Consider the following 13,943-nt stretch of genomic DNA (forward strand, 5'->3'; position numbering starts at 1 on the left):
AAATACTCTTAAGTACTGTATATAATAGTAATATTAATATGCCGACACATAATTTACTAAGTGCTTTTGAACTATTTCTTCCCAACCATCGTCCATAATACTTTGTACTACAGAATGAGGTTGCCCAAATTTTGTTTTTTTATTTTCATTCCATCCAGAATGAATCAATGTAAATTCAGTTGTGTGCTGATCAATGTCTTTCAATTTGAAGGTAAGATTCCAATCTTTCCCCCAATCAAAACTAACTATACTTTTTGGTTCAATTTTAGTTACTTTACATGGAGAATCACCAAAATTACCAGCTTGTAATGTGAAATCTTTCCCTTCTTCTGCTACAAAGTCATTTGGCATCCACCAACCAGCAATACCTTCAGATGTTGCAATAGCATCCCAGACTTTATCTTTACTTTCATTTAAAATTACGCTTTTTTAATTTCTTTTAACTCAGAGTTATTAGACATATAAGTTCCTCCATTATTTCATTTTTTACTTATACCATGTGCAACACGAATACCACTAAATATACAACCACCTAAAAAAGTACCTTCTAAAGATCGATATCCATGTACGCCACCACCAAAACCTGGTGCTTCTCCAGCAGCGTATAGCCCTTCAATTAATTGATTATCTTGGTTAAATGCTTGTCCATCTAGGTTGGTTTGAATACCCCCTAATGTTTTTCGACTAATTAAATGAAGTTTAACAGCAATTAATTTATTATTACTTAGTAATTTATGTGGTTTTGCAGTTCTAATAAATTTATCTCCTAAAAACTAATGCATAAAAAGAAAATCAATATCGTATCAATACAAATGGTTAAAGAGAAGGTTATGTGGTACCCAGAACGAAAGGTATCATCACCAGAAAATGCTGCTAAGATTATGCGAGAATTTGTAGGTCCCTCTGACAGAGAAGTATTTGTTCTCCTTTCACTAAACACTAAAAATGAACCAACTCACATCGAAAAAGTATCAGTAGGTTCGCTCAATGCTTCCATCATACATCCAAGAGAAGTATTCAAATCAGCTATACTATCAAATGCCGCTAACATCATACTGGGACACAATCATCCAAGTGGTCATCCTCAACCATCATATGAAGATATCGAAGCTACAAAACGTCTATATGAAGTAGGTAAATTGATTGGAATAGATGTCCTCAATCATATCATCTTTACAGATGATTCATTCATTTCACTAAAAGAAAGTGGTCATCTCTAAAGGTTAGACATTATGTGTCTGACCTTTATTTTTCCTACGATTTGTCAACTACTACGTAGTAAAAAATATTTAAAATTGGCATCACTAAATAAGCCTTTATTATTTAATAATTTTTTCAATATGTTATGATTTAGATGAATATATTATCCGTGTGGAGACAAGTGATAATCATATTCTTTATTATTTATTACGAGATAATGAATGGTTTTAAGTAGTTTGTTAATGCAAGCTACTGATGCAGTCTTGTGGCCTTTGCCATTAGGCTGCTTTTTTAATTTGTAATAATAGTCGATAATATGATTTTTAAATAACCTTTGACCCAACAGAAAATTTTTAATGATTAAGTAAAATAATGATCTAGCATGTTTGTTTCCACGTTTGTTTATTTTATCTTTAAAATGCGTTTTACCAGACTGATATCTTTTTATATCAATACCTATATATGCATTCAATTGCTTATGAGAATCAAAGGATTTGATATCACCTAATTCGCCAATAATCATTATGGCAGTTAAATCACCAATGCCAGGAATAGATTTAATTATTTTAAATTCTTCAAATTCTTCAGCTAACATTAATAATCTTTGTTTTATAGAAGCATGCCGTTTCATTAGGCTTAATAAATCTTCAATCACATAAACTAATTTATCTGTTAAAAATGAATCTTTAGAAACAGAAGGATAACTGACCATAGAGAACTCTACGAGTTTATTTGCATATTGTGCTTTCTTTTTCTCTGATAGATTTTTTTCTGTACAACTATTAATTATCTTTTTTAGTTCTTCTATATCATTAGAATCAACAAAGTCCGGATGTGGGAACTTACTAGCTACTTGTAAAGCCAATTTTGAATATCTGTCCTTAAATAGGTTTTGTAATTCTGGAAAAGTCATATCTAGTAACTGAATCAATTGGTTTTTTAAGTAATTTTGTTGATTGTTAATTTCTTCATAGTATCTTGTCAGCTCTCTAATTTTTACATACTTTTCTTCCAATAAATTTCTAGAAGGTTTTTTGTTTATATTTTTAGCTAAAACAGCAAGTTTATGTGCATCAGATTTATCTGTTTTCCAGTTTCTTAAAGAATTAGTTAGTAATTTTGCCTCTAGAGGGTTAATTACACAAAACGAAATCTTATTAACGGTACAAAATTTCTCCAATACTTTTGAATATATACCAGTAGCTTCAAACAAGAAATATACTCCTGAGAAATTCTTTATATATTTCTTTAGTGAATCAAAACCATTATTATCATGGGTAATTTCAAATTCTTTAACAAATTCATTGTTTGAATAATGTGCAATAAAACTCTTTCCTTTTCCAACATCTATTCCAAAATATTCGATAAAAACCACTCCTAATCTTCTAATTTAAGAAGTTTTAACTTCACTGAACCTTACTTAGTTCATTTTCCTGTACACGATCTCAGTGGACCCAACATACTAAAATCGAATTCATAAGGAGAGTGAAGTTCTCCAGTTTTTATTACGGATTCTTTGACCCTAAAATCTATTCGGAGTACTTCTCTCTTCTACTATTTCATATTCTTAAAATAACTACCAACGGTAAGATAAAGAATATAAAAAAGTAGCGAAGCTCATCTACCGTCGTAGATTACTTCGCTACTAATCTTAGTATGTTTTTATTGACGATTTGTCACATCCATATATAAACAAACAGATTTTTCATCATCCCATATATATGTAAAAACTATACAAAATTTTTAGAGAGTGACATGAGGTGTCTAATCATTTTTATAAAATATAGATACAGCGATAAGGAGTGGATTGATGAACAAAGCACAACGTCTTCTAACGATCTATACTCGTCTTCTTAATAATCAAGGAGTTAACAAGATGAATCTAGCTGATGAGTTAGAAGTCGATGAAAGTACAATACAACGAGATATAGACGATATTAGAAACTATCTATTCGATAATGAAGAGCACCAACAAAGAATGGAAGTTACGTATCAACATAAATCGAATGAGTATCGACTAGTAAGAAAAGAATCCGTACTCGATAGCAGCACCTTCTCTTTACTTATAACGCATCTACAAGGTCATTCAACAGTCATTACGCAAGATATATACGAACTATTAAAGCAAATCATCTACAAGTTCTATAACCATGACGGAAAGTACTTATTAGAACAGCTGAAGAAATTCACAGTGATAAATGACGTTCCAACCAGTACGGTCTCTAAACTCCAGGTTGCAATAAAGTACCAAAATAAGATTAGCTTCCTTTATGAAGGAGAAAGAATTACTGGTATACCTGTCAATATAACAAGTAATCATAGTCAGTACATGTTGTGGCTAAAGAAAAGAACTTTGAAATTTTCTATAAGAGATATTAAAGATTTACAGATTATAGGCACAGAACACCTTCCCAACGAAAAAGTCGTACTGAAGATGACAAAAGATGTTTGGCATATTCTTAGGCACCAGTATAAAGTCGATACAATAGAAACCTTTTCTGATGATCAAATCACTGTAACATTCGACATGAATTATCCTGAAGTAATGAATGTTTGTATACTCTATAGTCCTCATATCATGTTAATCTCACCTTCTTATATGTATCAACCCTTAGTCAATTTCATATTGGCAATAAACGCTGTATATATGAACCAACAGATACAAATCAATAATGAAAGTAAGGAGATTGACAATGAAGATAAAGAACAAAGAGGAATTAAATAAAGCAAAGAAAGCCGCTATGAAGATTGTTAAACAACGTTCTACAGCAAGTGGAGCAATTGCGGCTATTCCTGTTCCAGGAGTAGATTTAGCTGCAGATGTCGGTTTAATCATGGAAGTAGTCAATAAGGTAAATAGAAAGTTCGGCTTATCACACGAAGAAATCGAGGAACTAGATGCCGATGAGAAACAAAAAGTACTTGTGATTGTCACTTCAATCGGTAATCAATTTGTAGGTAAAGTACTTACAAAGGAACTTGTAACTCGTACTCTAAAAAAGATTGGGATTAAGAAAGTCACACAGAAACAAGTAGCAAAATATATCCCTTTTGCAGGAGCTGCTATTTCTGGTGGTATCAGTTATGCCGCTATGTATTCGTTAGGCAAAAATCATGTAGAAGAATGTTACGAGATATGTCTCCAATTGCTAGAAGAAAAACAATAACTAATGGAGGATGCTAAATAAATATGATTAATATCATAAAAACAATAGCAAGAATCCCATTTTTAAAACAAATAAAAGATAAACCTCTTAGAGATGACGTGATTATTATCGGAAATGATTATAAAAATTTATCAGACCAAAAACTTATGGATATGTATAAATATCATAAAAACAATGAAAATTTTCGAGAATATATCCGTATAAAAAAACAATAGAAGATAGAGGATACTCAATTAATGAAGAATAATGGAGGAAAATATTATGAGTGAACTGTTAAATAAAGCTGGCTCAATAGCTGGAAAAGTCGCACGTGGTGTAGGAATGGCAGTTGTAGGTTTAGGCGTAGGTATATTTCAGGAAGGTAAGAATGCAGTAAATAAGCGTCTAAAAGAGATTGAAAAATTTGAAGGAGAACTTAAACACAAGACTGACTCATCATTACAAAGTGAATATAGAAGTGCTCAAGGTGCTAAAAAAGTTGCGATTAGAAACTTATTAAAAGGGCGAGGTTACAAATACGACGAAGACACAAAACGTTGGCACTAAAAGAAAGGGATATTAAAACATTATGAAGAAACGAATACTAATCATCATCGGTATAATCATCGCATTATTTTTAGCTTTTAAAATCGTGTTACCTAAGACTATTGCAATTAATCAATATGAACCTGTAAATATTCAAAATTTGCAGGTAAAAATTCAGAATACAGGTAGTTATTACAATGTTGTTCAAGTCGAATTAGATATCTTACCTAATAAAAGTTCCGGTAAATTTAATCCTTATAAGGACTTTGCGATGGTAGCAGACGGAAAGAACTTAAAGTTACATGCACTTAACGATAAGAAGGCAATAGCCAAGAAATACAAAGTGACAGGCTATGCTGACAGTCGTTGGATAGTGGAATATGAATACAATGAACGACCAACCGATTTAAAATTTCAAATTATCGACAGAAAGCTATTTGGAAATAAAGTGTATGAATACAACATGGAAACACATTACTTAAGGTAACAGGAGGAAACACAATGGCAGATTATAAGAAGATTGCTAAGGATAAAATTCGTGAAGCTAAATTAGAAGAAAAAGCAAAAACATATTATGCAAAAGGAAAACAGTTATCACAGGATAAAGACTTGAAGAAGAATTCTGCTGAATATGGCAAAGGATTCATTAACGGACTAAAAAATATGGAAACTATCCCGGTGCTAGCATTAACATTCGTTATGATGTTATTACTATGGATACCGATGATGTACGGATCCATGACGATTTCTCTACTTACAGGTCAAGACGGTATGAGTAATAAAGAAATGCGTGAACTAGACGGCAGATTACAAGAGCGCTATAACGATATGATAGGAGAATAACAATGACAGCATCTAAAATTATACAGTTACTATTATTACAATTCCTTTGCGTATTCATCGTAATACAAATAGGATTGGTGATGGTTGGATTTTCACTCATAACCATCCTCTTCTGGTCATACTTACTGTTTGTGATTATCTATGTTGGATTTTTAGCACCTCGCTGGAAGAAAAAAGACAAGGTTGTTAAATAATAAATACGCTCATCTCTAATTGTAGAGATGAGCGTATTTTTTTCTTTTTTTAGTTTTTAACTATATGTAAATATTCTAAATTTACATGGATAATTTTACACAATACGTATATGTCATTATAAAATAATAATAACAAAATCAATCATCAGGAGGCACTTTATGATACTTGCCGATAGAATTAAAGACCTTATCTATATCGATTATAAAATCAACCAAGACCTAAGAGACTATGGCAGTTGTTACATTGGAAAACAAGATATCAACGAGTTGCATAAAGCGTTAAAAGTCCTTAATGATAGCAATAGATTTCGTTTCATAGTGGGCTATAACGCTGACAATCCAGAAAATATTACCTACGAACGCTTCGATGAGAAGAAGACTGCTCGTGTGTCGCCTGAAGCGGTTATTAAGCAGTTACAAGATACCATCGATACTATTCAACATTTAGTCGATGAGGATAGACTTGCAATGATTATTAAAGATGGTAACTCCATATTAGTACAGTCAATTACATTAGATGAGTTCACAATAGACGTCATAAAATAAGTATTATATTTTTTTATATCTAATACTACAATTTCGTCAATACATAAACTGGATCTATATCAAGAATACGGACACAGTAAAAAGAGAATTCTACCGCGCTTCGCTTGCTTGCCTCGCGATTCATATTCTTTTAAAGGACCAAAATTATATGAATCGCGAGGATGTTTTTATGCATATTTTTCTCAAATTCAATTGGACTCATATAATTTAGTGTCGAATGAATTCTTTTTGAGTTGTAAAAAGTAAGAATGTATTCCATAACACTGAACATTACTTCATCCCTTGTTTTGTAGTCACAATGGTGAATTAATTTTTTTTGATAATACTATGAAATGATTCTATACACGCATTGTCATAACAGTTTCCTTTTCTACTCATGCTTGTTTGAATTCCTTTTTCTTTAAGTAATGTCTGATATTCTATAGAAGCATATTGACTTCCACGGTCTGAATGATGAATCAGTCCTTTTCTTGGTTCTTGTATTGTACATGCTTTTCTAAAGGCTGATAACACAAGATCTTTAGTCATTCTTGAAGACATTGACCATCCAATAATTCTTCGTGAAAATAAATCCATGACTGTTGCTAAGTATAGCCAACCTTCTCTCGTTTATATGTACGTTATATCTGCGACCCAAACACTTCCTAATCCGGATACTTTAAATGATTGGTTTAATATATTGGGATATACAGGAAGTTGATGTTTGGAATTTGTTGTAGCCTTATATTTCTTTTTTGTTATTGATTTAATACCTAATTCATTCATTATCCTACTGACTGTTCTTTGTGTGACCGTACATCCTTTGCTTCTTAGTACTTGTGTAATTTTAGGACTACCATAACGTTTTTGACTTTGAATATAAATTTGATAAATATGTTTTTTCAATACATCATGTCTAATTGTACGTTTACTTGGTTTACGATTCTTCCAACCATAATAGCCACTTTTTGAAACACCTAACACTTCACACATCTTTATAACACGAAATTCATGTCGGTGTTCTTCAATAAACCTGTATATTACTTCTGGTCTTTGGCAAAGATGTGCATAGCCTTTTTTAATATCTTATTTTCTTCTTCTAGCTCTTTTAATCTTTTTTGTAGATCAACTTCAGACTGTTTCTTAGGGGTACGTCTACCACTACCAACAAATCCTTTTTCACCTTCTTTACGATAAACACTTAGCCATTTGGTTAATGTTTGAATAGGGATGTCTAAATCTCTTGAAACTTCTGTTGCTTTTCTACCAGATTCTACTAACTGAATTGCTTCCATTTTAAAGCTATGATCATATTTTCTTTTAGACATAACGAACACTCCTGTAAATTGATTACTTTCATTATAGCTTAATTTATTATCAATTTACTGTGTCTGTTATTCAGTCTAGCATCATCTATTTGTTGTCATTAGATGGCTCCTTTAAATTATAAATATAACAAAAATCTACAAAAAGATCTGTTAATAATACATCATCTTTAATTATATTCTCTAGATATTCTCCATGACATTTACGAATTTTCAATCCACTCCCACATAAACACTCTAAATGACCTCTATATTTCTCTTTAAATAATAACAGCGCAAATTTTTTAAATAATTCTTCATCAACATTCCATTTTTCAAGATAATATTCTAACATTCCCACTCTGCCATGTGACCTCTTACCAAATGGGTATTGTTTATATCGTCCAAACCATTCTAAGGAAAAAAAGAACGAATGAAAAAACTTATTTATAAAATTCAAAACGGTGGGTTTTAATCTTAAAAACGATCTGACCTCCGTATAAGCAGCTAAACAAATGCTACCATCTGGATTTACATGTTCCATATCAGATGGAATATCTTCAATAAATAATTTAATATCTGATTGAGGGAAATTTTTATAGATATGTATCACGATGTTTTTGGAGTTTGAATACCTAGTGCTAGCGTAAGATACATCATAATTATATTGGCCTTTTAAAATAAATTTTTCTTCATCTTCACATAGTATTAAATTAGGTTGGTGAATCATTAATTCATCAATTTGTTGATGTAAATTTGTGATAATATTTATTCTCCCTTCCATGGTTTAATTTCACTAACATCATTTTCATTAGTATCTGAACTTACAGGGAGATGTAGCTCATTACGAACTTCTTGTTCAAATTTTCTAGTTTCAATATTTAATAAATATTTTTCAATATGATTTAACCAATCAATCATTGATTCATGGTGTTTGCGAGTCCAACCATAATTTATCACTTCAGAACTATCAATCGGATTTATTATATTAACCCCATGCATAATTGGGATTGCACCTTTCTTATATCCATTAATAAAGATATTAATTATCTCATCCACACTCAAGTTATCTTCATGTTCAACAGCACTAGCAACTAATGATGTTAATAAAAACGTAGAAGGTTTATAACGTTGATTAGTTTTACGCTCATAATAAACATCACGAATTCTTTTTAATAGCTGAACTGATCTCTGTAGGCTAGAACGATAAAGGTAAGTTGGTATTTCCTCTGCTGAAGCATACAAACCTCTCAACTCATATAGTAATCTACTTCTCTGTTGGATTATCTGTGACTCACTCATATGTCTATTACTAATTTGACTAAACCAATCGCCAAAACCTATTGGATTACTTTGCTTCCATTCATATCTACCATCTGAAATTCTTTCAGTGATAGAAATAGACTTCTGATCTATTGTTGCTTCATTATAGTTATCGTATACAGAATAGTCGTTAACCACTGATGGTACAATGTATAATGTGAAACCTACATCATTTTTAGTTTGGTTTGGAGTAGTATCAAACTTTTCTTTGTCAATCATACTAATAACGTCTAAATCATAAATTTTATCCTTACCATCTTTATAAGGTCTAACAACTGTTCCTAACAAAAATGAACCTTGAGGATAAAAATTACAATTCAATACTTGCTCTTCTAGGTATTTCGATATACTTTCATATCTATCATGAGCGTTCTTTTCCATAGTTGGTAAAATATCAATACTTGCTAAAAGCTTTTCAATAATTTCGTTTTTATTCAAAATGATGACCACCTTTATTATGTAGGGAATGTATGTTCCCTCTAATTAATAAGTATGATACTATATAATTTTTTTTGAATTCAAATAATATAGTTTTAATTGCTAATACTACAATTTTCTTAATTTCTTGATCCCCATAGTCTAATATGTTACAATTCTATTAGACTGAAAGACTGGTGATAAAATATGAAGAAAATTAAAGTAGCTGAAATGTTTGCGGGAGTTGGCGGATTCAGATTAGGCTTAGAGAATACTAATAATAGATTATTTGAAATTTCATGGGCAAATCAATGGGAACCCTCTACTAAAGTACAACATGCCTTTGACTGTTATACCTCTCATTTCACCTCTGGTATACATAGTAATGTTGATATAACAAAAGTTACAGATAAAGAAATGACTGATACGAATGTGGATATGATTGTCGGTGGTTTTCCTTGTCAAGATTATTCAGTTGCGAGATCCCTTAATGGAGAATTAGGTATTGCTGGAAAAAAAGGTGTGCTATTTTGGGAAATTGTAAGATTCATTCAAAATACTTTTCCAAAATATATATTACTTGAAAATGTAGACAGATTGTTAAAATCTCCTTCTTCTCAAAGAGGTAGAGATTTCGGTGTTATGTTGTCCACTTTAAATGAGTTAGGGTATGATGTTGAATGGCGAGTTATTAACGCAGCAGAGTATGGATATGCTCAGCGAAGAAGACGTGTCTTCATTTTTGCCTATAGAAGAAACATGTTATATGCTAATTCATTAAGTCAACAGACTGAAAAAAGCATAGTATTAAAAAGCGGTTTATTCGCTAATTGCTTTAAAGTTGAAAATGAGCTTAATAAAAATAGAGAAGACACAATTTCACTTTCTGATAACATAGTGGATGTTTCAGAACATTTTAAATTTCAATTTTGGAATTCTGGAATTATGAGAAATGGAAGAATTTACACAGCCGATACTAAAGCAGTAGCAGAAAAACCGACTACATTGGCCGATATTATTGAAAAAGAATATGATAGTAAATATATTTTAACAGATGAAAGACTCAAAAAGTTTCAATTCTTACGTGGAGGTAAAAAAATAGAAAGAACCACTTCAGATGGACATAAATATTATTATTCCGAAGGTGGTATGAGCCCAACAGATTCTTTAGATTTACCTGGAAGAACTATGCTAACAAGTGAAGGAACTGTCAACAGAAGCACTCATATTATTGAAATCGATAATAAAGTAAGATTAATAACCCCTGTCGAAGCTGAAAGGTTAAACGGTTTTCCTGACAATTGGACTAATACAATGCCTGAAAGAGCAAGATATTTTACTATGGGAAATGCTTTAGTAGTCCCTTTAATAACTAGAATAGGTAACTATATCGAAAAAATAGATTTACAGTATTCTGAAACGGAAACGCAAATAGAATTGTTTTAACACAAACTAAATGTTTAGGTTGTGTTATTTTTTTGTTGTTTGGTATTATGGTTGTAAATTATAGAGGTGATTTAATAAAATTTGAGTACACAACTGCAAATGATATTATCACATATGCTAAAGAGGCTGAAGGTCAATACTTATATCAGATTGATAAAAATAATATGTTCAAGAAATCTAATAAAAAGGGCATGGTCGGGACTATCATAGAAGAAAGTTATTTTGGTCTTAAAACTAATAATAGACCAGAACCAGATTTTGCTGATGTAGGTATAGAGCTAAAATCAACAGGAATTCTCCCTTATAAAAATAAAAAGGACCTAAGGGCCAAAGAAAGACTAGTGTTAAATCTAATTAATTATAATAACGAAGTTGACAAAGACTTTTACTCTTCTTCATTTTGGATTAAAAACAATAAACTACTAATTTTCTTTTATTCATATGTAAGAAATAAAGACGGAAAGCCTGACTATCCCAACTTTGAAATAATTAAAACTGTATTACATGAATTTTGCGAATCTGATTTAATTATCATTAAAAAGGATTGGGAGAAAATAAATCGCAAAATAATAGAAGGAAAAGCACACGAACTCTCAGAAAGTGATACTGATTATTTAGGAGCATGTACAAAAGGAAAAGATTCATCATCTATGCAACCTCAACCCTTTTCAACTATCAAAGCTAAACAAAGGGCATACTCTCTTAAACAAGGATACATGACTTCTTTGGTACAAAAATATATTGGTAATAAAAAAAATTACATTTACAACACCTGATCAATTACAGGATAATACGATTCCTGAACTAATCCACAAATATTTAGAGCCTTATATCGGATTAAATACACAAGAAATTGCAAAAAAATTAAATGTTGAACTATCAACAGCAAAAAATAAAAATCAAATACTAGTAAGCAACATCTTTGGTGTAAAAAAGACGAATCTGAATGATATCGAAGAATTTTCAAAAGCTAATATAAAATTTAAAACTATAACAGCTAATATGAATGGTTCAATACCAGAAAGTATGTCATTCGAGAATTTAGATTTTGATGATATTTATCATAATTCATGGGAAGAATCAATTTTAAGAGATAATCTGAGTTCAATAAAATGGTTATTTATTGTTTTCCAGAAAGATGAAAATGACAAACATTATCTTAGAGGTATTAAGTTTTGGACAATTCCGAATAGGATTCTCGACAATGAGATTAAACAATTATTTAATGAAACCAAAGAGTTAATGCTCTTCAATAAGACTATGGAAGTTATAGATGGTAAAGTTATCAATCATCTACCGAATTCTTTAAGTTTCAACAATGTTTGTCATATAAGACCAAAAGGTGCTAATCGAATAAAAAGTATGATTACTTTACCTAATGGCGAAGAAATTCCTAATCAATGTTTTTGGTTTAATAATTCATATATCAAAAATATTGTTTCCGATATATTATTAATAAAATAGTGGTTTAATAAAACCAAAAATCATATTACATACAATATCGTTTTAAATACAATATCGTTTTAAATACAATATCGTTTTAAATACATTGATTATAGGATATGGAGAATCTCATGCAACAAAATCTTGATTACTTAAGTGATTTAGTACAGCAGATTACAATAAAAGATAGCTTTTTTGAAGTATTTATAAATGATGATAAAAAATCTTAGCAAGGATTTCAAGTTTAAGTTAGCCACCTATAATGACTGAGGTGTACACAAGGGTTAACCGTATTCGAACCTGTTGAGGATTGATTGGTTTTAATCAATTAATACTCAACAGGTAACCAAAGCTAAAGTCTTAGCTTTGGAAAGATTCATACAGATTGAGGTGCTTTAAACTTTCTGCCATATTATGATGAGCTGTGTTGTAATTTAAAGTCTTTCTAGGATAGTCATTCATATATTGTTGTATGGCTTTTATGAAGTGTTTTTGAACATTGGATAAATCATGTGCTTTTGGAATAAAACGACGAATCATTTTATGTTGGTTTTCACTTGTCCCACGTTCATATGATGAGAATGGATGTGTGAAGTATATTTCTATCATATGGCCAAATTCTTCATACAGCGATGCAAATTCTGAACCATTGTCAGATGTGATAGATTTGAAGATTTTTGGTGCTTTTTCGCCTAAGGAGTCAAATAAGTTTTTCAATGCGTGAGACACCGCATCAGCACTTTTACTCTCTATTATTTCTAGTATTTCAAAACGCGTTTGTCTCTCAACAAGTGTTAAGATAACTGGCTTTGACTTGTCTTTAGTTCCTATTACGGTATCTATTTCCCAGTGACCAAAAGACTGACGTGATTCAATTTCACTAGGACGTGTCTCAATACTTGGACCGAGCACTCGACTGTGTGGATGATTATGGTAGCTATTCTGAGTAGAGTGACGTCTTTTTAATTTTTCTAGTAGATCAATATTCTTAGTTTCCATGATTTGTTGATCTATCCAAGCATATACTGTCGTTGTTGAAGGGATTTTTTCTCTTTCAAAACATTGTTCCTTGTGAGCATATGCCACGACTGCTTCAGGTGACCAGCGTTTCTTTTTCATGAGGTGATCTGCCCATGGAATAAATAATGGGTTCTTCTTCCATAAGGGCTGAGCACCACATTGTTGTCTGTTTTGTCGATAACGTTGTTGACCTAGTGAAGAAAAATAAATTTGCGTCTCATATTCATAGACTTTATGTTGTTGTTTTTGTCGTTTAATTTGACGTGTTGTTCCTCGATGAATTTCGTTATTGATTGTTTGAGGTGCACGTCCTAATTCACGCGCGATTGCACGATTTGAAAAACCTAAATTTTTAAGTGTTTCTATTTGAACACATTCTTCATAACTTAAGTGTGTTCCTTTATGGTTTGTCATGTTAGAATAAGTATGCGTCATGTGAATTCATTCCTTTATTGATTTGGTCTGGTAGCCTCAATAATAACATGAAATTCACGTGGCGTTTTTTTGTCTAAAGGTGGCTAAGTTGATTATAAAAT

At 31.2% G+C, this 13,943-nt stretch carries 16 protein-coding genes and 2 pseudogenes; 11 read left to right on the forward strand and 7 right to left on the reverse strand.

The window, feature by feature from the left end; translation table 11 throughout:
• Nucleotides 1-33: 33 nt before the first annotated feature.
• Both MUA60_RS15005 and MUA60_RS15010 read right to left on the reverse strand, forming a co-directional pair.
• Nucleotides 34-351, reverse strand: a complete 318-nt coding sequence (locus tag MUA60_RS15005; RefSeq protein WP_262648950.1) for an SRPBCC family protein — start codon at nucleotides 349-351, stop codon at nucleotides 34-36.
• Nucleotides 352-479: 128 nt separating this feature from the next.
• Nucleotides 480-773: pseudogene (locus tag MUA60_RS15010) on the reverse strand (FAD-binding protein); the annotation flags it as partial.
• Between the two features lie 57 nt (nucleotides 774-830).
• Between MUA60_RS15010 and MUA60_RS15015 the strand changes: the two are divergent.
• Nucleotides 831-1,220 carry a JAB domain-containing protein gene (locus MUA60_RS15015; protein WP_316964761.1) on the forward strand — a complete coding sequence of 130 codons (390 nt, stop codon included), beginning with the start codon at nucleotides 831-833 and terminating at the stop codon, nucleotides 1,218-1,220.
• A gap of 143 nt (nucleotides 1,221-1,363) precedes the next feature.
• On the opposite strand, the gene MUA60_RS15020 is transcribed toward MUA60_RS15015, so the two are convergent.
• The gene (locus MUA60_RS15020; RefSeq protein ID WP_262648951.1) at nucleotides 1,364-2,575 is read right to left on the reverse strand and encodes an IS110 family RNA-guided transposase; all 1,212 of its coding nucleotides are present in this window, start codon (nucleotides 2,573-2,575) and stop codon (nucleotides 1,364-1,366) included.
• A gap of 435 nt (nucleotides 2,576-3,010) precedes the next feature.
• On the opposite strand from MUA60_RS15020, the gene MUA60_RS15025 reads away from it, so the two are divergent.
• From MUA60_RS15025 to MUA60_RS15055, 7 genes are all read left to right on the forward strand, one after another.
• Nucleotides 3,011-3,925, forward strand: a complete 915-nt coding sequence (locus MUA60_RS15025) for a helix-turn-helix transcriptional regulator (protein WP_262648952.1) — start codon at nucleotides 3,011-3,013, stop codon at nucleotides 3,923-3,925.
• Nucleotides 3,894-4,367 (forward strand): hypothetical protein, encoded by a 474-nt coding sequence (locus MUA60_RS15030; protein WP_262648954.1) that lies wholly within the window; start codon nucleotides 3,894-3,896, stop codon nucleotides 4,365-4,367. The genes MUA60_RS15025 and MUA60_RS15030 overlap by 32 nt, the downstream gene beginning before the upstream one ends.
• 23 nt (nucleotides 4,368-4,390) lie before the next feature.
• A complete protein-coding gene (locus tag MUA60_RS15035) occupies nucleotides 4,391-4,582 on the forward strand; it encodes a hypothetical protein (RefSeq protein ID WP_262648955.1) in 192 nt (63 codons plus the stop codon).
• A 46-nt stretch (nucleotides 4,583-4,628) separates the two neighbouring features.
• Nucleotides 4,629-4,913, forward strand: coding sequence for a hypothetical protein (locus MUA60_RS15040; RefSeq protein WP_262648957.1), 285 nt, complete (start codon nucleotides 4,629-4,631; stop codon nucleotides 4,911-4,913).
• A gap of 22 nt (nucleotides 4,914-4,935) precedes the next feature.
• Nucleotides 4,936-5,379 (forward strand): hypothetical protein, encoded by a 444-nt coding sequence (locus MUA60_RS15045; protein WP_262648959.1) that lies wholly within the window; start codon nucleotides 4,936-4,938, stop codon nucleotides 5,377-5,379.
• A 14-nt stretch (nucleotides 5,380-5,393) separates the two neighbouring features.
• Nucleotides 5,394-5,735 (forward strand): hypothetical protein, encoded by a 342-nt coding sequence (locus tag MUA60_RS15050; RefSeq protein WP_262648960.1) that lies wholly within the window; start codon nucleotides 5,394-5,396, stop codon nucleotides 5,733-5,735.
• A gap of 353 nt (nucleotides 5,736-6,088) precedes the next feature.
• Nucleotides 6,089-6,475, forward strand: a complete 387-nt coding sequence (locus tag MUA60_RS15055; protein ID WP_262648962.1) for a hypothetical protein — start codon at nucleotides 6,089-6,091, stop codon at nucleotides 6,473-6,475.
• A 130-nt stretch (nucleotides 6,476-6,605) separates the two neighbouring features.
• Here MUA60_RS15055 and MUA60_RS15645 read toward each other — a convergent pair.
• From MUA60_RS15645 to MUA60_RS15080, 3 genes and pseudogenes are all read right to left on the reverse strand, one after another.
• A pseudogene (locus MUA60_RS15645) lies at nucleotides 6,606-7,782 on the reverse strand (IS3 family transposase).
• Between the two features lie 85 nt (nucleotides 7,783-7,867).
• Nucleotides 7,868-8,542, reverse strand: a complete 675-nt coding sequence (locus MUA60_RS15075; protein ID WP_262648965.1) for a hypothetical protein — start codon at nucleotides 8,540-8,542, stop codon at nucleotides 7,868-7,870.
• Nucleotides 8,527-9,519 (reverse strand): nucleotidyltransferase family protein, encoded by a 993-nt coding sequence (locus MUA60_RS15080; RefSeq protein ID WP_262648966.1) that lies wholly within the window; start codon nucleotides 9,517-9,519, stop codon nucleotides 8,527-8,529. The genes MUA60_RS15075 and MUA60_RS15080 overlap by 16 nt, the downstream gene beginning before the upstream one ends.
• A gap of 186 nt (nucleotides 9,520-9,705) precedes the next feature.
• Here MUA60_RS15080 and dcm point away from each other — a divergent pair, with 186 nt between their 5' ends.
• Genes dcm through MUA60_RS15095 form a run of 3 tightly spaced genes read left to right on the forward strand, consistent with a single transcriptional unit; the run spans nucleotide 9,706 to nucleotide 12,408 of the window.
• Nucleotides 9,706-10,944: a DNA (cytosine-5-)-methyltransferase gene (gene dcm / locus MUA60_RS15085; RefSeq protein ID WP_262648967.1), complete on the forward strand. Its 1,239-nt coding sequence runs from the start codon at nucleotides 9,706-9,708 to the stop codon at nucleotides 10,942-10,944.
• Between the two features lie 32 nt (nucleotides 10,945-10,976).
• On the forward strand, nucleotides 10,977-11,720 hold the full coding sequence (locus MUA60_RS15090; RefSeq protein ID WP_262648969.1) for a MutH/Sau3AI family endonuclease: 744 nt from the start codon (nucleotides 10,977-10,979) through the stop codon (nucleotides 11,718-11,720).
• On the forward strand, nucleotides 11,686-12,408 hold the full coding sequence (locus MUA60_RS15095; RefSeq protein WP_262648971.1) for a MutH/Sau3AI family endonuclease: 723 nt from the start codon (nucleotides 11,686-11,688) through the stop codon (nucleotides 12,406-12,408). The genes MUA60_RS15090 and MUA60_RS15095 overlap by 35 nt, the downstream gene beginning before the upstream one ends.
• Before the next feature lie 339 nt (nucleotides 12,409-12,747).
• On the opposite strand, the gene MUA60_RS15100 is transcribed toward MUA60_RS15095, so the two are convergent.
• Nucleotides 12,748-13,842, reverse strand: a complete 1,095-nt coding sequence (locus MUA60_RS15100) for an IS30 family transposase (RefSeq protein WP_262648972.1) — start codon at nucleotides 13,840-13,842, stop codon at nucleotides 12,748-12,750.
• Nucleotides 13,843-13,943: the final 101 nt, after the last annotated feature.

It is taken from the genome of Mammaliicoccus sciuri, from assembly GCF_025561425.1.
In the GTDB taxonomy this organism is placed as follows: domain Bacteria; phylum Bacillota; class Bacilli; order Staphylococcales; family Staphylococcaceae; genus Mammaliicoccus; species Mammaliicoccus sciuri_A.